This is a genomic window from Actinoplanes sp. NPDC051405 (assembly GCF_055586185.1).
The window spans coordinates 60,789-79,798 of record NZ_JBVJIR010000029.1; the positions used below are offsets into that span (position 1 = coordinate 60,789).

Annotated in this window: 20 protein-coding genes and 1 tRNA gene; 15 read left to right on the forward strand and 6 right to left on the reverse strand. The window is 71.9% G+C overall.

Annotated features, from left to right (window positions below; genetic code table 11):
- The first annotated feature begins 37 nt into the window (after positions 1-37).
- The 4 genes from ACZ6S4_RS41460 to ACZ6S4_RS41475 all read left to right on the forward strand — a co-directional run bounded on the left by ACZ6S4_RS41460 (position 38) and on the right by ACZ6S4_RS41475 (position 3,897).
- Positions 38-113, forward strand: a tRNA-Arg gene (locus ACZ6S4_RS41460).
- 1,231 nt (positions 114-1,344) lie between these two features.
- Entirely contained in the window at positions 1,345-1,791 is a 447-nt protein-coding gene (locus ACZ6S4_RS41465) for a hypothetical protein (RefSeq protein WP_465480141.1), read from the forward strand.
- 401 nt (positions 1,792-2,192) lie between these two features.
- Positions 2,193-2,321 (forward strand): hypothetical protein, encoded by a 129-nt coding sequence (locus ACZ6S4_RS41470; protein ID WP_465480142.1) that lies wholly within the window; start codon positions 2,193-2,195, stop codon positions 2,319-2,321.
- Between the two features lie 58 nt (positions 2,322-2,379).
- Positions 2,380-3,897, forward strand: coding sequence for a hypothetical protein (locus tag ACZ6S4_RS41475; RefSeq protein WP_465480143.1), 1,518 nt, complete (start codon positions 2,380-2,382; stop codon positions 3,895-3,897).
- A 49-nt stretch (positions 3,898-3,946) separates the two neighbouring features.
- Here the strand turns inward: ACZ6S4_RS41475 and ACZ6S4_RS41480 are convergent, their stop codons facing one another.
- Positions 3,947-4,459, reverse strand: coding sequence for a hypothetical protein (locus ACZ6S4_RS41480; RefSeq protein WP_465480144.1), 513 nt, complete (start codon positions 4,457-4,459; stop codon positions 3,947-3,949).
- A gap of 162 nt (positions 4,460-4,621) precedes the next feature.
- Here ACZ6S4_RS41480 and ACZ6S4_RS41485 point away from each other — a divergent pair, with 162 nt between their 5' ends.
- Genes ACZ6S4_RS41485 through ACZ6S4_RS41500 form a run of 4 tightly spaced genes read left to right on the forward strand, consistent with a single transcriptional unit; the run spans position 4,622 to position 8,210 of the window.
- Complete coding sequence (locus ACZ6S4_RS41485; RefSeq protein ID WP_465480145.1) at positions 4,622-5,314, forward strand: MOSC domain-containing protein; 693 nt, start codon at positions 4,622-4,624, stop codon at positions 5,312-5,314.
- Positions 5,315-5,323: 9 nt separating this feature from the next.
- On the forward strand, positions 5,324-5,647 hold the full coding sequence (locus ACZ6S4_RS41490) for a PadR family transcriptional regulator (RefSeq protein ID WP_465480146.1): 324 nt from the start codon (positions 5,324-5,326) through the stop codon (positions 5,645-5,647).
- Complete coding sequence (locus tag ACZ6S4_RS41495; protein ID WP_465480147.1) at positions 5,644-6,783, forward strand: hypothetical protein; 1,140 nt, start codon at positions 5,644-5,646, stop codon at positions 6,781-6,783. The genes ACZ6S4_RS41490 and ACZ6S4_RS41495 overlap by 4 nt, the downstream gene beginning before the upstream one ends.
- Entirely contained in the window at positions 6,780-8,210 is a 1,431-nt protein-coding gene (locus ACZ6S4_RS41500) for a glycosyltransferase 87 family protein (protein WP_465480148.1), read from the forward strand. Before ACZ6S4_RS41495 ends, ACZ6S4_RS41500 begins: the two co-directional genes overlap by 4 nt.
- Positions 8,211-8,242: 32 nt before the next feature.
- Here ACZ6S4_RS41500 and ACZ6S4_RS41505 read toward each other — a convergent pair whose 3' ends face one another.
- Entirely contained in the window at positions 8,243-8,482 is a 240-nt protein-coding gene (locus tag ACZ6S4_RS41505) for a hypothetical protein (protein WP_465480149.1), read from the reverse strand.
- Positions 8,483-8,623: 141 nt separating this feature from the next.
- Between ACZ6S4_RS41505 and ACZ6S4_RS41510 the strand changes: the two genes are divergently transcribed.
- Both ACZ6S4_RS41510 and serA read left to right on the forward strand, forming a co-directional pair.
- Positions 8,624-9,541, forward strand: coding sequence for a phosphotransferase family protein (locus tag ACZ6S4_RS41510; RefSeq protein WP_465480150.1), 918 nt, complete (start codon positions 8,624-8,626; stop codon positions 9,539-9,541).
- A gap of 153 nt (positions 9,542-9,694) precedes the next feature.
- Positions 9,695-10,921, forward strand: a complete 1,227-nt coding sequence (gene serA, locus ACZ6S4_RS41515) for a phosphoglycerate dehydrogenase (protein WP_465480151.1) — start codon at positions 9,695-9,697, stop codon at positions 10,919-10,921.
- A gap of 19 nt (positions 10,922-10,940) precedes the next feature.
- Here serA and ACZ6S4_RS41520 read toward each other — a convergent pair whose 3' ends face one another.
- Together ACZ6S4_RS41520 and ACZ6S4_RS41525 are read right to left on the reverse strand one after the other, a co-directional pair.
- Entirely contained in the window at positions 10,941-12,221 is a 1,281-nt protein-coding gene (locus tag ACZ6S4_RS41520) for a hypothetical protein (protein ID WP_465480152.1), read from the reverse strand.
- 284 nt (positions 12,222-12,505) lie between these two features.
- Positions 12,506-13,165: a response regulator transcription factor gene (locus ACZ6S4_RS41525; protein WP_360554959.1), complete on the reverse strand. Its 660-nt coding sequence runs from the start codon at positions 13,163-13,165 to the stop codon at positions 12,506-12,508.
- A 210-nt stretch (positions 13,166-13,375) separates the two neighbouring features.
- Between ACZ6S4_RS41525 and ACZ6S4_RS41530 the strand changes: the two genes are divergently transcribed.
- The 5 genes from ACZ6S4_RS41530 to ACZ6S4_RS41550 all read left to right on the forward strand — a co-directional run bounded on the left by ACZ6S4_RS41530 (position 13,376) and on the right by ACZ6S4_RS41550 (position 17,600).
- Complete coding sequence (locus ACZ6S4_RS41530; RefSeq protein ID WP_465480153.1) at positions 13,376-14,260, forward strand: AfsR/SARP family transcriptional regulator; 885 nt, start codon at positions 13,376-13,378, stop codon at positions 14,258-14,260.
- A gap of 64 nt (positions 14,261-14,324) precedes the next feature.
- The gene (locus ACZ6S4_RS41535) at positions 14,325-14,951 is read left to right on the forward strand and encodes a class I SAM-dependent methyltransferase (protein WP_465480154.1); all 627 of its coding nucleotides are present in this window, start codon (positions 14,325-14,327) and stop codon (positions 14,949-14,951) included.
- Positions 14,952-15,021: 70 nt separating this feature from the next.
- Positions 15,022-15,507 (forward strand): MarR family winged helix-turn-helix transcriptional regulator, encoded by a 486-nt coding sequence (locus tag ACZ6S4_RS41540; RefSeq protein ID WP_465480155.1) that lies wholly within the window; start codon positions 15,022-15,024, stop codon positions 15,505-15,507.
- Positions 15,504-17,243, forward strand: a complete 1,740-nt coding sequence (locus ACZ6S4_RS41545) for an MDR family MFS transporter (RefSeq protein WP_465480156.1) — start codon at positions 15,504-15,506, stop codon at positions 17,241-17,243. Before ACZ6S4_RS41540 ends, ACZ6S4_RS41545 begins: the two co-directional genes overlap by 4 nt.
- A 54-nt stretch (positions 17,244-17,297) precedes the next feature.
- The gene (locus ACZ6S4_RS41550; protein WP_212989728.1) at positions 17,298-17,600 is read left to right on the forward strand and encodes an antibiotic biosynthesis monooxygenase family protein; all 303 of its coding nucleotides are present in this window, start codon (positions 17,298-17,300) and stop codon (positions 17,598-17,600) included.
- A 6-nt stretch (positions 17,601-17,606) separates the two neighbouring features.
- Here ACZ6S4_RS41550 and ACZ6S4_RS41555 read toward each other — a convergent pair whose 3' ends face one another.
- Together ACZ6S4_RS41555 and ACZ6S4_RS41560 are read right to left on the reverse strand one after the other, a co-directional pair.
- Complete coding sequence (locus ACZ6S4_RS41555; protein ID WP_465480157.1) at positions 17,607-18,629, reverse strand: ANTAR domain-containing protein; 1,023 nt, start codon at positions 18,627-18,629, stop codon at positions 17,607-17,609.
- Between the two features lie 5 nt (positions 18,630-18,634).
- The gene (locus tag ACZ6S4_RS41560) at positions 18,635-18,841 is read right to left on the reverse strand and encodes a hypothetical protein (protein ID WP_433725701.1); all 207 of its coding nucleotides are present in this window, start codon (positions 18,839-18,841) and stop codon (positions 18,635-18,637) included.
- Between the last annotated feature and the right edge of the window lie 169 nt (positions 18,842-19,010).

A 19,010-nucleotide genomic window follows, 5' to 3' on the forward strand; every position in this document is an offset into this window, starting at 1 on the left:
AGTATGTGCTGGCCAGCACACTCCGTGGGCCGGCCAGGCGCTCGTAGCTCAGCGGATAGAGCAACGGACTTCTAATCCGTCGGTCGCAGGTTCGAATCCTGCCGGGCGCGCCAGCTCACAGCGTTGATCACCCATCATGGGTCCCCCTTGCCGGGCTTCCGTGCCCGATGCCTGGTCGGTCCCGAGCTTGTCGAGGTGCTTGGCGACCTGGGCGTCCCGCTTGTCGATCGGCCGGGCGTGGCGCCGAGTCGTGACGCTCGCGTTGGCGTGCCTGAGCCGGCGGGCGGCGGTCATCACGCCGAGCGAGTCGGCCACCCAGCCGGCGTGCGTCGCCCGCAGGTCGCGCCGCGTGACGTCCTTCAGACCCACGGAGGCGACAGCCCGGCGGAACCCGCTGTAGCTCTGCTGGCGCGCCGCGGTGTGCTGCTTCCTACCCGGAAGACGAACACCTCCGGGAGCGTCCGGCACCGTCACGAGGTAGCGGCACACGGCCTCGACGACGAACGCAGGGACCAGCAGCTCCCGCCGCTGGTGGTCCTTCGGCGGCCGAACGTCGGATCTGCCGGGTTACTGCATGCTCGAAGGTGCGTGCCGACTACGGGAGCCGCCGGCGCCAGCCCATCGGCGAGGCCAGAGCGATGATCAGCATTCCCACGGGGCCCCATAGGCTCGGGACGAACCATGGCCGATGATCAAGGCCCTTGCGGCGGACGAGCCGCTGGTTGAGTGGGTAAAAGGCTGCGACCGTCGCCAGCCAAACCAGCCAGCCCACGTTGTCTCTCATTGCACCGCATCCTCGCCCTAGACCAGAGCAGGACTCTAGCTCTGCACAACCAGGGGAGCGGTCCGCTCTCCGGGTCGAGGTCGCGGGGCATCGGTGGTGAAGACGTTCCATACGTCTTCAAGGCGGGCCGCAAACCGGCGGGCCGCTGACAAACCATCGAAGTTCTACCGCCAGCCGATCGGCCTGTACCGGCATACTGATCAAGACAGCGGGGTCGTCCGCACGGTAGTGGGCGGGACCCGAGGTGCGTTACGGGGTCGCCAGCCGCGCTGTCCCTTCCGGTCGGAAGGAAGATCCGGTCGCGCCTCCGGCGGGCAGGACCTCCGACCCTGCACCGGGAAGATGCCTCCGGCGGCCGGGCTACCCGCCCTGGACCCGGCGGCTCTGGGATGCCGAAGCCCGGCGGGTCTCCATCGCCCACCGGGAAGCAGCCGGACCGCGCCTGCCTGCGTCGCCTGCGCGACGGGATGCCCGCTCAACCATTGGCTTCGTCACTCACAGCCCATAAAGTGATCACTCTCAATGGATCTGCGGGGAGGTTCGGGATGAGGCTCAAGAGAGTGACGACTTACGCGGTGGCCGTCGTCACCGCTGTGTTCGGATTCAGTGTGGTGAACGCCGGCCCGGCCGCGGCGGACCCCGGCGTCTGGCGTTCTTACAAAACCAGCCCGACCTCGGCTGTCTACGCCGACTGGAACTGCGCCACAACCACGCCGATCGAGACCGGCGTGGAGGCGCAGGCCTGTCTGATCCGGTCGCTGTACACCGGGATCGACGTCCAGGGCGCGGTGATCGTGCACAACCGGCGAGGGACCCTCTATCCCGCCGAAGCGGCGTTCACCTCGGGCCAGTTCGGCGCAATCCAGTACGTGTGCTCGAGGTCAGGGGTGGCACCCGATTCGTGGTCGGTTTGCTACGGGCAAACCTGGATCGAGACCGGAACGGCGCGTGTGTACGACGCGGGGCTCAACGGCACGCGTCTGTTCACCCTGGGGGCGGCCGGCTGACGCCCACGGGCTGAACAGGGGCAGCCCGTCCGGCGGGCGGGTTGTCCCCAGCGCCGTTGTCGTCAACCGCGGACGCGCCATCCAAACTGTGACCATGAAGTATCTCGGCCGGGTTCCCGCCCCTCCGCTCGACAGCTTCATCGACGACATCTACTGCCTGGCCGGCACCCCACGCCACCCCCGCATGAACGTCCCGCCCATGCCCTCAGCCCACCTCTTCCTCAACCTCGGCGGCCCCGTCCGCCTCTCGGACTCCGACCCGTCCGTGCCGCCGACAATGCTCACCGACGGCTGGTTCATCGGCGTCTGGACAGCGGTCCGATGCCGGCCGTTTGATTTTTACAAGCCCGACCCGCCCCCGGCGCGACACCATCGGGAGGCGAAACTCCCGAGGAGGACCCATGGGCACAGTGACCATGCACAACGCGGTGGTGTTCGGATCGGGCAAACGCTTCTTCGGCGGCATCAACGCCCAGCACCTGCTGGAGGACCCCCACGTGGTCATCAGGGCGAGCGGGTCCTGCACCTGAGGTTCAAGGTCGGACCGGGGTCGCGGGCGGAACCCGATCTCGCCTAAGGTCCCTCGCCATGACGTCGAAGTTCCCGATCATGGTCCTCGCCGGCGTGATGGCCGCCCTGCTCAGCCCCGCGCCCGCCCAGGCGCAGGCCCCCGCGGACCTGCGGGTCGAGGTCTCCGACACCGTCGTGGCACCGGGCGGCGCGACCAGGATCTGGCTTCGGACCTACTCCGCACCGGCTCAGAGCGTGCAGGCGTACAACGTCAGCTACCGCATCTCGCAGAGCCTGGTCGACGCCGGCGTCACCGTGGACATCGACTACGACACGCCCAACTGCACCCTCTTGGCCGACACCCTGAGCTGCAGCTTCGAGGACGAGTTCTTCGACTTCACCCCGGCCGGCGAGCGCAGCCACTGGGCCGTGCTCAAGGCCGCCGCGTCGGTGCCGGTCGGGACCGAGGGCACCGTCACCGCCACCTTCCGGGGTTACCACGACGAGGTTGTCACGGGCGTCGCCGACGTCACCGTGGCCGAGGGTGTCAGCCTCGTCGCCGTACCGGGCCCGACGCTGTCGGCGCAGCCGGGTGGGTCGTTCGAGGTGCCGGTGAGCGTGCGCAATGCCGGTGCGAACGTCGCCGACGGCATCGGGATGAGCGTCGACCGCTCCGCGTGGGCCATGCAGGCCGGGACGCGCTACCGCAACTGCCGGTACGACGCGGACCGGCTGGTGTCGTGCAGCTTCGACCAGCAGCTGCAGCCGGGGACCGCCTATCGGCTGGTCCTGCCGTACCGGTTGCGCAGCAGCACGATCGCGCCGGGAAAGCTGGCCGCCGACTTCACCTGGCGCACGGCCGCGCAGCATGACGGCTATCTGGCTGAGGAGAAGGCGCTGGGCAAGCCCGCCGGCACCGCCGGGGACGGGCCGGTGCTGCGGCTCGAGCCGGTCGTCTCCGCGGCGGCGAAGCGGCAGGCCGATGTGGATTACCGGGACAGCACCTCACGGGTACGTATCGCGGTGACCGGCCGCAACGGCGTCGACCTGGTGGCCCTGGGCGCCGAGGTCGACGGGGACGCCGGTGACGTGGTCACGGCGGCGGTCGGGGTACGCAACGACGGACCGGCCGTCCTCGACCTGGACCAGTCGACCACCGTCGCGCGGATGCTCGTGTCGGTGCCCGAGGGAACCGAGGTCGTGACCGTGCCGGACCGCTGCCGCCAGGTCGTCGACGGCGTTCCCGCCTGGAGCGAGCCGGCCAAGCCCGGTGCCGCCCAGTACGGGTGCCGGACGAGCAATCACCTGGAGGTCGGGGCGAGCGAGAAGTTCCGCTTCGGTCTGCGCATCAACCGGGTGATCGCGGGCGCGAACGGGCCGGTGCAGGTCACCGCCGCCTGTGGGACGTGCGAGCTGGACAAGTCGAACGACAAGGCACTCATCGTCGTCAACGGCGCCGGTGGGGGCGGCGGCGGAGGGCTGCCGGTGACCGGCACACCGGTCGCCGCGGTCGTGGGCGCGGCACTGCTGCTACTCCTGGCAGGTACCGGCGGCGTGCTGCTCACCCGCCGGCACCGAACCCGATTCCAGGCCTGAGCGGCCCACCGGCACCAAAGCCGGACCCGATCCAGGCCTGAGCGGCCCGCTACTCGCCCAGCTTCAGGTCGACGATGACGCCCTGGTCCGCGCAGGCCGACTGGAGCCCGGTCACGTGTTCGGTGAGCGGGCCCATGAAGGCCAGAGCTTCCAGGCCCGGTTCGTCGCCCAGCTTCGACAGCTGCCAGACCAGGTCGATCAGCTTCGTACCGTGATCGCGGATGTCCTCGTAGCGCGAGTCCTCGAAGACCCCGCGCAGTTCGCGGTACTCGGCCTCGGTCATCGTCTTGTCGCCGTCGTCCCCGTCGACCGCCTTGTCGCCGTCCCGCAGGGCCTCGCAGGCCGCCACCCCGGAATCCGTCCGGATGACCCGGTCGTAGAGGAACCAGCCGCCCGTGCCGGCCACGACCAGGAGGGCGACGGCCAGCGCCAGCCACGGCAGCAGGCTGCGACGAGGCGGCTGCGGCTGCGGCTGCGGCCCATAGCCGGTGAAAGCAGCCGGCGGGCCCGCCGGCACAACAGGGACCTGCGGGTCGTACGGCGACTGAGGCGGGTACGCCATGAGAACTCCTGAGCGACGGGCTGGTGAGCGGAAAGCGACCGCCCGAACACTGTGGATGCCCACGCCCGCCGGGAACAGCGTCCGCGCCCGGATCTCGGATGATCGGCCCCCAGGTCGACCCGACCGGCTGCAATCTCTCTCCGAACACGAAAGAGTCAGCCGATGAAGGTCGTGGAGATCCGCCGGTACCCGATCAAGTCCCTGCTGGGTGAACGGCCCGTGGCCGTCGAGCTCGAGCAGCGCGGGCTGGCCGGTGACCGGCTCTGGGCGGTCCGCGACACCGACGGCAAGCTGGGCAGCGGCAAGAACACCCGGCGTTTCCGGCGGATGCCCGGCCTGTTCCGGTTGCGCGGGCACTTCGCTGATCCCGTACCGGTGGTGGAGTTGCCCGACGGGCGCCGGTTCGCCGCTGACGACCAGGCCGGGCACCGGGCGGTCAGCGAGGTGCTGGGCCGGCCGGTCACGATCACCCGCGAGGCGGAGGTCGTCCACCACGACGAGGGGCCGGTGAGCGTGATCAGCATCGCTGCCCTGCGCCGGCTGCGGGAGCTGACCGGAGAAGAGGTCGACCCGCTGCGGTTCCGGGCCAACTTGCTGATCGACGTGCCCGGCACCGGCTTCCCGGAGGAGGAGTGGCTGGGGCGGGACCTGCGGATCGGCGACCAGGTCGTGCTGCGGCCGCGGCGGCGCCTCACCCGCTGCGTGATGATCGACCTGGCGCAGGAGGAGGTGCCGGAGCACGGCCGACTGCTGCGAACCGTCGCGGAGCACCACGACATGACCTTCGGCGTCTGGGCGACCGTCGAGCGCACCGGCCGGATCGAGCTGGGTGACACGGTTGCCGACCCTATGTAGAGTGCCTACATGCCTCCGCGGATGACCATGCCGGTGCTCAAGGTGGTGGTGGCGCTGCTCGCCGATCCCGCCGCCGAGCGTTACGGCCTGCAGCTCATGCAGGCCACCGGCCTGCCCAGCGGCACCCTCTACCCGGTCCTGGTCCGCCTCGAGCGGGCCGGCTGGGTCGAGTCGCACTGGGAGCAGACCGATCCGGCCGCCGAGGGGCGGCCCACCCGGCGCTACTACCGGCTCACCGCGGACGGCGCCGCCGAGGCCCGGCGTGAAGTCGCCGCCATGCAGCAGCAGATGGCCCAGGTGGCCGTCCCGGGCATCAAGGCGCAGCCGGCATGAGCGCGGCCGACCGCCTGGCGCGACGCCTGGTCGACTCCGCAGCCCGGCGCTGGCCGGCGGACCTGCGCGACGACCTGGCCCGGGACTGGCACGCCGAGCTGGACGCGTCTCGATCTTCGTGGCGCGCCTTGACTTTTGCGAGCAGCCTGGCCGTCTCCCCTGCCGTCGAGGAGGCCGACGAGGAGCCGGTGACCTGGGCGCAGCGCGGGGCCGGCTGGGCCCGCACGCTGTCGGTGCCGGCCGCACTGACCTTGCTGGCGGCGGCGCTGGTCAACGCCGCCCATCTGGCGCAGGGGCGTTTCGGCGCGGTGGCCGGGGCTGTGGCGCTGACCGCCGCCGCGGCTGTGATGGTGGCGGTCAGCGGCCGCACGACCATGGGCCGGGTGGTGCTGCTGGGTGCGGCCGGTTACGCGTTCCTCCTGGCCGGCAACCAGGTGGCGGTCATGCCGTTCATGGGCTGGATCGACATCGGCCCGGCGGTGCTGGCGTGGACGATCCTGACCGCTGCCACCGTACGGGTGAGCACCAGCTTGCGAGCCACAGGCCGCACCACACTCGCCGGAGTGACGGCAGTCGCCGGTGCCCTGCTGGCGCTCGACGTCGCCGCAGCCGCCGGTTCCCTGCACGCCGCCGCGGTCCTCGGGGTGAACGCCGCCTCGGCGCCGTCCTGGTTCCCGCTCGCCCTGCTGCCCGGCGGGATCGCCGACTTCGGGGCCTACTTCGCGGACGGCACGGCCGCGTTCGGCCACCTCCAGCAGGCCGGACCGGCGTTCCATGCCTCCGACGTCCTGCTCGGCAACGCCTCGGCCATGATCGGCCCGCTCACCCTGTGCTCGGTCGCGGTCGTCGCCGGCCTGCTGCGCCGCGGTTCGCCCCGGATTCCGGACGCGGTGGGGTCCCCGGACGCCGCCGGCAAGGTGGCGCTCGGCGTGGTGGCCGGGCTGGGCGGGCTGGCGATCGGCGAGGTGCTGCGCCGGTCGGGCGGCGCGGCCGAGCTGACCCTGCACCGGCTGGTCGACAACTCGGCGGTCTTCGGCTTCGGCTTCCTCGCCCACCCGGCGGGCCGGCTGGCCGTCGCGCTGCTGATCGGGCTGCTGGTGGCCCACCTCGGCGCCCCGGCACGCCGGGCGTCATGAGCGCGCGGGCCGCGGTCCTCGCCACCCTGGCGGCCGAGCCCGGCCGGAGCCGGCACGGTCTCGACCTGGTGCGGGAGGCGGGCGTTGCGAGCGGGTCGCTCTACCCCTTACTGGTACGCCTCCAGCGCGCCGGCCTGATCGAGGCGCACCGGCCGGCCGGCCGCCGCGCGTACCGTCTCACCGGCCCGCTCCCACCGGCCACCGCCGAACGACGCAGCGCGCGCCCCGCCCTGCTCTGGCTGCCCGCCGCGCTGGCGGCGCTGATCACCGCCTGGGCCGTGCTCGCCCGCCCGGCCGACGTTCGCCTCTCCGACCTGGGCGTCTACACCGGCGCGGTGCGGGGCCTGACCCACGGCGCGAGCCTGTACGACTTCATCAGCGCCGGCAACGCCCCCTTCACCTATCCCCCGTTCGCCGGCCTGGTCTTCCTGCCCCTCGCCGGCGTCCCCACCGTGGCGTTGCAGCTGGCCTGGACCCTCGCCACCATCGTCACCGTCGCCGGCCTGGCGTTGCTGCTGGGCCGGCGGGCCCCCGCGTACGCCCTGGTCCTGGTGTTGTCGGCGCCGGTCTCCTCCGACCTGAAGTACGGCCAGGTCAGCCTCTTCCTAGCCGCCCTGATCGCGGTCGACCTGCTGGCCCTGCGGCAGAGCCGGTGGCAGGGCCTGCTCATCGGGCTGGCCGCCGCGATCAAGCTCACTCCGCTGATCTTCATCCCGCTGCTCTGGTTCGCCGGTCGCCGCCGCGCGGCCGTGCTGGCGTCGGCGACCTTCGCGGCGTGCGGCGCGCTGGCTGCTGTCGCGCTGCCCGGCGACTCGTGGCGGTTCTGGACGACCGAGATCTCGCACGTGAGCCGGCTGGGCTACATCACCTCGGTCGGCAACCAGTCGCTCAACGGCGCTCTGCTGCGCGTCGAGCTGTCGGCTCCGGTGCGCTCGGCCGTCGTGCTGGTGGCTGGTGGCGTGATCGCCGCGCTGGCGTTGCACCGGGCCACCCGCCGGGCCCGTGACGGTGACTGGTTCTCCGCGCTGGTGCTGACCGGGGCCGCGAGCGTCGTGCTCTCCCCGGTCTCCTGGACCCATCACCAGATCTGGCTGGTCCTGGCCGCGCTGCTGCCCGTACGCGGCCCGGCTTGGGCCCGGCGCGCCTGGCCGGCCCTGGTGCTCGTGGTGATGCTGCTGCCGGTCCCGGCGCTGGGCCCGCCACTGTGGAGCAACTCGCGGCTGGTGCTGGCGATCACGATCGCGGCGCTGCTGCCGCTGTCCCGGCCGGCGTGGCCCAGTCGACGGTGTATCCGTGCAGCCATCCGAACATCTTCCCCTGGTCGTAGTAGAACGTGCGCAGGGCCAGCGGGAACAGCAGGTCCCGCAGGATCCGGCCGCGGTGCCGCACCGGCACGGGCGGCATGTCCGGCAATCCGCCGACGATGATCGGCGAACCCATGCCCTGACCGGCCGGCCGGTCACTGCGTGCAATGGAGATCCGGCTCGAACGCGTCCGGCCGGCCGCGGGCCAGTCGAGCGGCCTGCCGGTCGACCAGCCCGTGGGCCCGCCGCCGGGCGGCCGACCGGCGAGCTGCTGCCTGCTCGGCCCGCCGGCGCAGAGCCAGCTCCGACCGCTCGCGCAACCGGGCCCGCCATCGCAGGGCCTCGTCCTCGGTCATCCGCGCCGCGCTGGCAGCGGCGGCGGTCGGTGCGCTCATGTCCTGTCCCCTCGCCGGCCTGACGGCCATCATTCCGGGGCGGTGTGACATTTCGCCGGGGGTGCGGGGGCAGTTGTGCGATCAAGTACGCCGGTGCCCCTTCCCCGACTGCCACCATCCGCCGGGAAGGAGGTCGATCAGATGATCCAGAGGTACGGGATACGGATCGGCTGGGCGGAGCTGCCCGAGCGGATCAGGGAGAAGGTCGAGGCCGTCATCGGCGGGCCGGTGGTGCACGCGGCCTCACAGTCCGGCGGGTTCTCACCCGGGACGGCGGACCGGGTGCTCACCGCGGACGGCCGGCGGGCGTTCGTCAAGGCCGTCAGCACCGCGCTGAGCACCCGCTCGATCGAGCTGGCCCGCGCCGAGGCACACGTGACCGCCCGGATGCCCGTGGAGGCGCCCGTGCCCCGGCTGCTCGCGGCTCTCGACGACGGTGAGTGGGTGGTGCTGATCCACGAGGACGTCGAGGGCCGGCATCCGCGTACCCCGTGGGTCGAGGCCGAGATGCACGCGGCCGTGCGGGCGCTGCGGGAGCTGGCCGACGCTCTCACGCCGTCGCCGGTGACCGGCGTGCCGACCGCCGCGGAGCACCTGGCCCAGTGCTTCGGGGGCTGGGCCCGGATCGCCGCTGATCCGCTGCCCGATCTGGACCCCTGGGTGGCCGCGCACCTCGACGACCTGCGGGCCGCCGCGGACCGCGGCCTGACCGCGGTCGCGACCGGTGCCACCCTCGCGCACTGCGACGTGCGGGCCGACAATCTTCTGGTACGCCCGGACGGCTCGATCGTCGTCGTGGACTGGCCGTACGGGTGCGTCGGACCGGCCTGGCTGGACACCGTCCTGCTGGCGATGAACGTGCTGGTGCACGGCGGCCCGGGCGACCGGCTGCTGACCGGCATCGACCTCCGGACGGCGACCGACGTCATCGCGGGTTTCACCGGCGACTTCCTGGACCGCTCACGGCACCCCTCGCCGGGTATCCCGCACGTCCGGGAGTTCCAGCGAGCCCACGCCGATGCCATGCTGCCCTGGCTGCGGGAGCGCGTTCCCGGCTGACCCGCCCGGTGCGCTCGCGCGGGTGACCGCCAGATGGGAGCTGCGGCACACCTTCGCGGGGCGGGCAATCCGGGGCATTAGGCTGGTACGCCTGACCTGGGCTTCGGCGTGGCGGCCCGGACGGTCCCCCTTCCACGTGCACCAGAATCCGACATGGAACGGAAAGTGATGATCGACCAACCCAAGGTGCGAGTCCTGCTGCTCGAGAGCATCCACCCGGACGCGGTGTCCCGGCTCGAGGCAGAGGGTTACCAGGTCGAGTCCGTCGCCGGCGCCCTCGACGAGGTCGAGCTGGTCGAGCGCATCCAGGGTGTGCAGCTGCTCGGCATCCGGTCCAAGACCCGGGTGACCGCGAAGGTCCTGGAGGCGGCGGACAGCCTCGTCGCGATCGGCGCGTTCTGCATCGGCACCGACCAGATCGACCTGGCCGGCGCCTCCCAGGCCGGCATCGCCGTCTTCAACGCGCCGTTCTCCAACACCCGCTCGGTGGTCGAGCTGGCCCTCGCCGAGATCATCGCGATGACCCGCCGGCTCACCGAGAAGAACAACCTCATGCACGAGGGCATCTGGGACAAGGCGGCCCACGGCAGCCACGAGGTCCGCGGCCGCCGGCTCGGCATCATCGGGTACGGCAACATCGGCACCCAGCTCTCCGTGCTCGCGGAAAACCTGGGCATGCACGTGTCCTTCTACGACACCGCCGACAAGCTGGCCCTGGGCAACGCCCAGCGCTGCGCCAGCCTGGACGAGCTGCTGGAGAGCTCGGACGTGGTGACGCTGCACGTCGACGGGCGGCCGGGCAACGCGGGCTTCTTCGGCGCCGAGCAGTTCGGCCGGATGCGCCCCGGGTCGATCTTCCTCAACCTGTCGCGCGGCATCGTGGTCGACCACGTGGCCCTGCGTGACGCGCTGACCAGCGGGCACCTCGCCGGCGCGGCCGTGGACGTCTTCCCGAAGGAGCCGAAGGGCCGCGGTGACGAGTTCGTCTCGGAGCTGCGCGGCCTGCCGAACGTCATCCTCACCCCGCACATCGGCGGGTCCACCGAGGAGGCCCAGTCGGACATCGGCGACTTCGTGGCCAACAAGCTCGTGCACTTCGTGCAGGAGGGCAACACCACGCTGAGCGTCAACCTGCCCAGCGTCGCCCTGCCGGCCAGCACCGACATGAGCCGCGTCATCCACGTGCACCTGAACATGCCGGGCGTGCTGGCTCAGGTCAACAGCATCCTGGCCGAGCACCACGTGAACGTCGAGGGCCAGCTGCTGAGCACCCGCGGCGAGTACGGCTACCTGATCACCGACATCAGCGGCAGCTACAGCGCCGACGTCCTGGACCGGCTGCGCGGCATGAGCCAGACGGTGCGGCTCCGGGTCCTCTGATCCGCCCGGCCCGGGCGCGCTACTTCGCCGTCTCGACGGAGAGCAGCGTGACCCGGGCTTCCGCGGTCACGTCGTAGCGGTCGTTGGTGGTCCAGCCCTTGGGCGTCAGCGTCGATCCCGGCTTGACGTCGCGCAGGGTGCGCTTGCCCGCCGCCACCGTCTTGGCCCCGCCCTGCATCTGCACCCGCACCGGGAAGCCCGCCGGGCTGTTCAGCGACAGCTCGTCGACCGCGCCGGTGACCTTCAGCGCGACCGTGCCGGCCGGCTTGGGCAGGGCGATCTCGGTGACCCGCGAGCCGGCGACCAAATCGATGCCGCCGACCTCACCGCCGGTGAAGTCGATGCGCTGCTCGTCGGTGGCGCCGGCGAAGCGCAGGTTCCACACCACCTTCGTGGTGAGCACCACCTCGACGGCCCCGGTGGTGCCGTCGCCGTCGGGGACCATGCTGAGCTGCACGCGGTCCTGGGCCAGCACGGGCTTCGGGACGAGGCCGGCGTCCTCGGCGGTGGAGATCCGGTAGAGGTCGTCGCCGAGGTCCTCGCTGCGCACGGTGATCTTGGTGACGGCGGTGGACAGCTCGAACGACGCGGCCGTGCGGCCGTCGATCGGCGCGGTCGCGGTCCGGTCGCCGGAGTTGCCGGCGCCCAGCTCCAGCACCGAGGTGAGGCTCTTGTCGGAGCCGGAGAAGTAGCTGACGCCCGCGACGGTGCCGCCGAGCAACACGGCGAGGCCCAGCACAACACCGGCGACCAGCACGCCACGGCCGCGGGGCGCCGGCTCGGCGAGCAGCTGCGGCTCGGCGGCCTGGTGCGGGTGGCGGGCGGCGCGGTGCGGGCGGATCTCCCGGCCGGGTCCGCCGATGAAGTCGCCGATGCCCTCGTCGTGCTCGACCGGCGGGGCCGGGCGCGCTGACTGGCTCGGGACCGGCGCCTGCTCGCCGGTCCAGGTCGACCGGGTCTGGACCGGCGCCTGCTCCCCGGTCCGGGCCGACCGGGTCTGGACCGGCGCCTGCTCCCCCGTCATCGAGCGGACCGGGTACGGCGGGGGGCCCGCCGGCGGCGGCAGGAACGGCGCGCCGGAGACGGGTGCGGGACGGCCCTGATGGTTGCCGATGGTGGCGTGGCCGCCGGTGTGGTTGCCGCTGATCGGACCGGCGGTGAAACCGAAGGAGGCGCGGCCGGGGCCGGCGGGCGGGGCCGGGCCGTACTCGGGCTCCGGCGGGTCCGCGGCGGGAATGTCCGCGGCCGAGGAAGCGGTACGGGGTGACCCGAAGGCACTCCAGCTCGGGGAGTCGGCCATGTCTTCCTCATCAGCATCGTTACGGAACGAGTTCACAGCGGGTGGTCGCCGGTAGGGTGCCGGTTCGGATTCGGTCCGGCGGTAGAGCGATTCGTTGTCACGGTTGGCCCAGTCGGCACCCGACGTCGACGCGAGTTCCGCCAGCGCGACGGACACATCGGACGAATCGGCGATTGAACGTTCCACGCGATGTCCTCCAACTCGCGCCGGCGCCGACAATCTTCGACAGGCGCTCCGGCGAGAAGTACGGATCCCGCGGCTTAACGGATGAGTACGAGCGAGAATTACTCTCCGTTAGAACGGTCGGGGCTGAGCAGCCCACGCCGGGTGGCCACCGCGACGGCCTCGAGCTGGCTGTGCGCACCGAGCTTGCCCAGCACAGCTTTCACATAGCCCCGGCACGTGTGCACGCTGATGCCGAGCCGCCGGGCGATGGCCCGCGGGTCCAGCCCGGAGCCCATCAGCACCAGCACCTCGTGCTCGCGGGCGGTCAGCCCACCGGCGCGCGGACCGACCACCGGGGTGGTGCTGCGCAGCAGCCGCGCCAGGATGTCGGTCGACACCGTCATGCCACCGCCGTGCGCGGTGTGGACGGCGTTGAGCACGTCGCCGAGGGGCCCGTTCTTCGACAGGAAACCCGAGGCCCCGGCCGCCGTGGCTCGGCCCACCAGGGCGGACTCGTTGTTCGCCGTCAGCACGACAAAACGCGTGTCGGGCTGGCGGTGCCGCAGCAGCTCGGCGATCGCGATGCCGTCGGCGTCCGGAAGGTCCGGATCCATCAGCACCACGTTCGGCCGCAACTCCTGCACGAGCCGGATTGCCTGCTCGCCGGTCCGCGCATGCCCCACGTAGCGCAGGTCCGGTTGCCCGGCCAACGCCACACCGAGCAACTCGGCGAACGTCTGATGCCCGTCCACCACGAGCACCGTGATCGCCTCGCCCATTCATGCCTCCTGATCCGCCAGCGCTGGAAGTCTATGTGTCCCGCGCCGGAAGCCAAGGCGTACCAACAGTCGGACAGCACCTGCGAGCCACGTCGATCGCTCGGTACGCGCGCCGACGGGATGAGTCCGAGCGGCCGCCATAACTCGTATCTTCGGTGGAGCCCACCCCTCGCTTTCGGGGTGCCAAACGACGCGGCGGACGCTTGTCGCGTGACCGTCGCCCGTACAGGGTCTTACGCCATGTACGACATCCAGCTCTTCGGCCGACTCGAGGTCCGCACCCGGGGCGTACGCCTGACCGGTCGCGACTTCGGCGGCGTCAAGCCCCGCCACATCCTCGCACTGCTCGCCCTGCGTGGCGACCTGCACAAGGCGGAGTTGGCCGAACTGCTCTGGGGCGGCCGGCCGCCGGCCAACCATCAGGCCACGGTGGAGAGTTATGTGTCCCTTTTGCGCCATCGACTCGACCCGGACGGGCAGACGCGTGACTCCGTGATCACCACGCGCAACGGCGGCTACGCCCTCGTGGCCGATCAGGTCCGGGTCGACGTGGCCCGCTTCGACGAACTGGTCGCCGCCGCCTCGGGCCGTACGGCCGGCCGGGCCCTGCGCCCGCTGACCGCCGCCGCCCACGTGGCCGCCCGCCCGCTGCTGGAGGACGTCGAGCAGCACGACTGGGCCGACCAGGCCCGCGAGCGGTACCGCGCCCGGCTGGTGGCAACCCTGCTGGACGCCGGTGGTCACGCCCTCACCGCCGGTGACCCACGGGAGGCGCTGGCTCTGGCCGACCGGGCGGTGGGACTGGATCCGGTCGCCGAGCGGGGCTGGGCGATCGCGATGGCCGCGCATCGGCTGATCGGGGACCGGGTGGCGGCGCTGCGGGCGTACGACCGGTGCCGGCGTGAGCTGGCCGAGGGGCTGGGCGTGGAGCCGTCGAACCAAACGCGGGCGCTGTTCCTGGAGCTGCTGCGCGAGGACGGCACGGGGACCCCGCTGGAGCTGGCGGTCACTGCGGTCCTGACCGCCGCCGGCGAGCAGCACGGGCCCGAGTCGGTGAGCGGGCTGCTGCGCCGGGCCGCCGAACTGGCCGCGTAGCCCCGCGCTGTGACGCAACTCAAATAGCGCGCGGACCGAGCGGCAACGGCGAAGAATCCCGGGCGTGGAAACCACGCTGCTGCCCGTACCGCTGGCTCCGGAGATCTCGCTGCACCTGGCCGACGGCCGGGTGGGGTTGTTCGACGGCACCGGCGGCGCGTTCAGCAGCGACGTGCCGCCGCCGTTCTGGTTGTTCGTCTGGGCCGGCGGCCAGGCGCTCGCCCGGCATGTCCTGGACCATCCCGAGATCGTGCGGGGCCGCTCGGTGCTCGACGTGGCGTCCGGCTCGGGCGTGGCGGCGATCGCCGCGGCGAAAGCCGGCGCGTCCCGGGTGACGGCGATGGACGTCGATCCGCTGGCGGTGGCCGCCGCGGCCCGGAACGCGGCCGCGAACGGCGTCGCCGTCGAGACCCGCGCGCTCGACATAGCCGACTCCGACGTGCCCGCGGACGTGATCCTGGCCGGCGACGTCTTCTACACCCGCACTGTCGCCGACCGGATGGCCACCCGGTTGCGTGGCGCCGGCCGCGAGGGCACCCGGGTTCTGGTTGGCGACCCCGGCCGGGGGTACTTCCCGGAGCGGCTCTTCACCCGCGTGGCCGAGTACGTCGTGCCCGTCCCGGCCGCCCTGGAGGAGACGGAGTCACTGCTCACGGGCGTGTGGGAGATGCGCACCACAATCGCCGCCTGATGAGTGCACGGAAATGCTTTCACCAACCAACAAGTTGTACGCTGCACGCATCTTGATGGGAGGTGCAGTGGTGACCGAAGGTGAAGCCGAGGAAGCCAGCGGACGGCTGGCTGAGCAACTTGTGCGATTCGCCCGGCTCGGTGCGCGCGCCAAGGGCATGCTCCACGTGGGGGACTTCGGTGCCGAGTTCTCCGCGCTCATGCTGTTGTTCCCGCTCCGGCACCTGGGCCCGATGCGCGTCACCGACCTCGCCGAGGTCAAGGGCGCGGACCCGTCCACGATCAGCCGGCAGGCGGCCCAGCTGGTCAAGGCCGGCCTCGCCCGCCGGGAGGCCGACCCGGCCGACGGCCGCGCCTCCCGCCTCGCCATCACGCAGGAGGGCCTGGCGGCCTGCCTGCAGCTGCACCAGGCACGCAACGACCTGATCAGCAAGGCCCTCAGCGGCTGGCCGGTCGAGCGGGTGCGTGCGTTCGCCGAACTGTTCGAAGAATTCAACAGCTCCGTCGAGGCGCTCGTGCGCTGCGACCCAGCCGTACCAGCACGGGAGAACGCGTGAGTAACTCCAGCACCACCGCACCCGCGGTGACGGGACCCGCGGCGGGCGCTCCGGGCGCCGGGCAACCGTCGGCGGAATTCACCCACCGGCAGATTCTGACCATCCTCGCCGGCCTGATGATGGGCATGTTCCTGGCCGCCCTGGACCAGACGATCATGGCCACCGCGACCCGTACGATCGCCGACGACCTGCACGGCTTCGACCTGCAGGCGTGGGCCACCACGGCCTTCCTGATCACCTCGACGATCTCGACGCCGCTGTACGGCAAGCTCTCCGACATCTACGGCCGCCGCGGCTTCTTCCTGTTCGCGATCGCCGTCTTCGTGATCGGCTCGGTGCTCTGCGGCATGTCGCAGAGCATGTACGAGCTGGCCGCGTTCCGGGCGATCCAGGGCATCGGCGCCGGTGGCCTGATGTCGATGGCCCTGGCGATCATCGGCGACATCGTGCCGCCCCGCGAGCGCGCCAAGTACCAGGGCTTCTTCCTCGCCGTGTTCGGCACCGCCAGCGTCATCGGCCCGCTGCTCGGCGGCTTCTTCGCCGGCCAGGACACCATCCTGGGGATCACCGGCTGGCGCTGGATCTTCTACCTGAACGTGCCGATCGGCATCGCCGCGATGCTCGTCGTGGCGCGCGTGCTGCACCTGCCGCACACCCGGACCGATCACCGGATCGACTGGCCGGGCGCGGTCGCGCTGATCGTCGGCCTGGTGCCGCTGCTGACCGTGGCCGAGCAGGGCCGCACCTGGGGCTGGGACTCGCCGCGGGCGCTGGGCTGCTACGCGGTCGGGCTCATCGGCATCGTCGGCTTCATCCTGGCCGAGCGCGCCTACAAGGACGAGGCGCTGCTGCCGCTGCGGCTGTTCCGCAACCGGACGGTGGCGGTCGGCTCGATCTCCAGCACGATCATCGGTATGGCCATGTTCGGCGGCCTGCTGACCGTGCCGCTGTACCTGCAGATCGTCAAGGGCTCCTCGGCGACCGAGGCCGGCCTGCAGATGATCCCGTTCGTGATCGGCATCATGGCCGGCTCGATCGCCGCCGGTCAGCTGATCGCCCGCACCGGCCGCTACCGGATCTTCCCGATCATCGGCAGCACGCTGATGCTCGTCGCGCTCGGGCTGTTCTCGCTCATCGGTGCCGACACCCCGCTCTGGAAGACCATGCTGATCATGGTGGTCATGGGCCTCGGCCTGGGCGGCAACATGCAGCCGATGATCACCGCCGTGCAGAACGCGGTCTCCCCGCGCGAGATCGGCGTGGCCACCAGCTCGGTAACCTTCTTCCGCTCGATGGGCGGCACGCTGGGCACGGCGATCTTCCTGTCCGTGCTGTTCAACGTCGTCGGCGGCAAGATCAGCTCGGCGTACCAGTCGGCCCAGGGCACACCGGAGTTCCAGCAGGCGGTCGCGGCCGACCCGAGTCAGTTGCAGACGTTGCAGCAGGCCCAGAGCGGCGACGCGCTGAACGACACCTCGTTCCTCGGCCGGCTCTCCGACGTGGTCTCGCACCCGTTCAAGGTCGGCTTCTCCGACGGCATCCACGTCGTGTTCCTGCTGGCGGCGGCCGTGATGATCCTCGGACTGATCGTGGTCCTGTTCCTGCCGGAGATCCCGCTGTCCCAGCGCTCGGCGCAGCAGCAGCGCGCCGACGACGCACTGGCCGCGCAGCACAGCAACGGCGTGCCCGGCGAGGTCGGGGCGGGTCCCGAGGTGGAGACCAAGAGCTCCCGCTGACCACGGACGACACCGAAGGGTACGAGCGCAGCCCGCGCTCGTACCCTTCTTCGTATGGCAGTTGTGAAGATCAACGCGATCGAGGTCCCCGAGGGCGCCGGCCCCGAGCTGGAGCAGCGCTTCGCCGCCCGGCAGGGCGCGGTGGAGAACGCCAAGGGCTTCCTGGGCTTCGAGTTGCTGCGCCCGGTCGGCGGCGAGACCCGCTACTTCGTCTACACCCGCTGGGAGACCGAGGAGGACTTCCAGGCGTGGTCGGCGGGCTCGGGCCGGGCGGCCCACGCCGGTGAGCGCAGCCGCCCGGTGGCGTCGGGCGCGAGCCTGCTGGAGTTCGAGGTCGTCCAGCGCGTCGAGAAGTAGGCGCGCTCAGGCCTCGGCGTTGCGGGCGGCCGCCGCGATCAGGCGTTCCGCCACGGCCCGGCGGTCCAGGCCGAGGCGCTGAGCGGTCTCCCGCAGCACGGTGTAGGCCTCCTGCACGCCACAACCCCGCTGAGCGATGATCACCCCGGCGGCCCGGTCGACCGTCGCGCCCTCGCGCAGCCCCTCGCGCCGGCCCAGCTCACCGAGCAGCAGCTCGGCCTGGTTGACGATGGCCATCGCGGTGAGCAGAAGTTCAGGGTCGAGCCCACCCGGTGTGGCGACGAACAGGCTCAGCGCCCCCACCGAGGAGCGCTGCACGTCCAGCGGGATCGCCACGACGCTGTGCACCCCTTCCGAGCGGGCGCACTCGGACAGCCGCGGCCAGCGCGGGTCGGACTGCAGGTCGGGAGCGGTCACCAGGGCTCGGGTTCGGGCCGCTTCCAGACCGGGACCGTCACCGCCGGCGTACTCGAGGTCGTCCAGCGCCTTGGCCGCTGTCCCGGAGGCGGCGACGACCGGCGGGCCACCCTCCCCGATCAGGGCCACCGAGCAGCGCAGGGTGCCGGGAACGGCCGCGGCGGCGAAGGCGGCGAGGCGGTCGAGCGCCTGGGGCACGTCGTCGGCCCCGAGCAGCCGGGCGGTGAGCTCGTGCAACAGCCCGGCCAGCTCCACCGGGTGCGGCCCGGACGGCAGCTCGGCAGCGCCGGACGCCGGCCGGCCGGCCGGCGGGAGCAGGTCGAGCCGGACTTCCGGGACGGCGATGGCGGTCGCCGGGGACTGCTCTGCCCCGGCACCGGTCATGAGGGGACCCGCGGCAGCGGAGGTCAGCGCGGCGGGTGTGGCGTCCGGTGCCGCCAGGATGGTCTTCACGGTCGCCGGCGGCCGTCGGCGACCGGCGCCGCGGACCGGATCGGGGCTCGCGGCCATGCCGGAACCAGGCACTCGACGCGAGACGTTGCGCCCGGAGCTTCGTTGCGGGGCTGCCATCCGGCCGATGGTGCCATGCGGATCGGTGAACACGAAAGTCATGTCCACTACCGGGTGCCATCCCCCGGCGTGATCGTCTGGTCCGACGATCGGTGCTCCAGGAACGAGCTCGGCGCCGCCTCCAGGTCGGCCTCGCGCTCGTCCGACTCGGCGAGAATGGCCTCGGCCTGCGCCCGGGGGTCGGTGCTGCCACCCGCGCTGCGTTCCTCGGGCAGCAGGTCGGCGGCTCGCTGCTCTGTCCGGTCGTCTGTCATGGCGGCGGGATACCCCCGCCGCGGCGAACCGAACCTGCATCATGATCGATGCCCCGGCACTCCGGCCGCACGCAAAAGCGGGGGGGGCGGGGGGGGGGGGGGGGGGGGGGGGGGGAGGGGGGGGGGGGGGGGGGAGGGGGGGGGGAGGGGGGAGGGGGGGGGGGCAGAA

Excerpts from the sequence above, each read along its gene's own strand:
- ACZ6S4_RS41470 (WP_465480142.1), top strand. The coding sequence starts at position 2,193 with ATGGGCACAGTGACCATGCACAACGCGGTGGTGTTCGGATCGGGCAAA.
- ACZ6S4_RS41475 (WP_465480143.1), top strand. The coding sequence starts at position 2,380 with ATGACGTCGAAGTTCCCGATCATGGTCCTCGCCGGCGTGATGGCCGCC.
- ACZ6S4_RS41480 (WP_465480144.1), bottom strand. The coding sequence starts at position 4,459 with ATGGCGTACCCGCCTCAGTCGCCGTACGACCCGCAGGTCCCTGTTGTG.
- ACZ6S4_RS41485 (WP_465480145.1), top strand. The coding sequence starts at position 4,622 with ATGAAGGTCGTGGAGATCCGCCGGTACCCGATCAAGTCCCTGCTGGGT.
- ACZ6S4_RS41490 (WP_465480146.1), top strand. The coding sequence starts at position 5,324 with ATGCCTCCGCGGATGACCATGCCGGTGCTCAAGGTGGTGGTGGCGCTG.
- ACZ6S4_RS41495 (WP_465480147.1), top strand. The coding sequence starts at position 5,644 with ATGAGCGCGGCCGACCGCCTGGCGCGACGCCTGGTCGACTCCGCAGCC.
- ACZ6S4_RS41500 (WP_465480148.1), top strand. The coding sequence starts at position 6,780 with ATGAGCGCGCGGGCCGCGGTCCTCGCCACCCTGGCGGCCGAGCCCGGC.
- ACZ6S4_RS41505 (WP_465480149.1), bottom strand. The coding sequence starts at position 8,482 with ATGAGCGCACCGACCGCCGCCGCTGCCAGCGCGGCGCGGATGACCGAG.
- ACZ6S4_RS41510 (WP_465480150.1), top strand. The coding sequence starts at position 8,624 with ATGATCCAGAGGTACGGGATACGGATCGGCTGGGCGGAGCTGCCCGAG.
- serA (WP_465480151.1), top strand. The coding sequence starts at position 9,695 with ATGGAACGGAAAGTGATGATCGACCAACCCAAGGTGCGAGTCCTGCTG.
- ACZ6S4_RS41520 (WP_465480152.1), bottom strand. The coding sequence starts at position 12,221 with ATGGCCGACTCCCCGAGCTGGAGTGCCTTCGGGTCACCCCGTACCGCT.
- ACZ6S4_RS41525 (WP_360554959.1), bottom strand. The coding sequence starts at position 13,165 with ATGGGCGAGGCGATCACGGTGCTCGTGGTGGACGGGCATCAGACGTTC.
- ACZ6S4_RS41550 (WP_212989728.1), top strand. The coding sequence starts at position 17,298 with ATGGCAGTTGTGAAGATCAACGCGATCGAGGTCCCCGAGGGCGCCGGC.
- ACZ6S4_RS41555 (WP_465480157.1), bottom strand. The coding sequence starts at position 18,629 with ATGACTTTCGTGTTCACCGATCCGCATGGCACCATCGGCCGGATGGCA.
- ACZ6S4_RS41560 (WP_433725701.1), bottom strand. The coding sequence starts at position 18,841 with ATGACAGACGACCGGACAGAGCAGCGAGCCGCCGACCTGCTGCCCGAG.